Genomic DNA, 239 nt, shown 5'->3' with positions numbered 1-239 from the left:
TCCCCCCGGAAGGTGTCGAGCCAGTAGGCTTCCTGGCGCTGCATCCACTTCTGATGGACCTCGCTTTGTTGCCATACGGCATAGTCTTTGTACTGTATCCGCAGTGGCGCTAGCTGTTCACCGTCATACAAGCGGACAAATTCTTCAGTCAGTACCCCCATCGACACGCCATCCGAAACGATGTGGTGCATGTCGAGCATGAGTACATGCTGCGGTTCCTGCCCTGCTCCTGATACGCC

General features: G+C 56.1%; 1 protein-coding gene. It reads right to left on the bottom strand.

Features of this window, described 5'->3' with window-relative positions; all coding sequences use genetic code 11:
* Positions 1-239, bottom strand: a 239-nt coding sequence (locus HFE01_RS26790) for a condensation domain-containing protein (RefSeq protein ID WP_167442933.1), incomplete at both ends; no start/stop codon positions are given.

It is taken from the genome of Paenibacillus sp. EKM10P (genome assembly GCF_011800655.1).
Classification (GTDB): domain Bacteria; phylum Bacillota; class Bacilli; order Paenibacillales; family Paenibacillaceae; genus Paenibacillus; species Paenibacillus polymyxa.
This window is presented reverse-complemented; position numbering and strand designations above follow the sequence as displayed.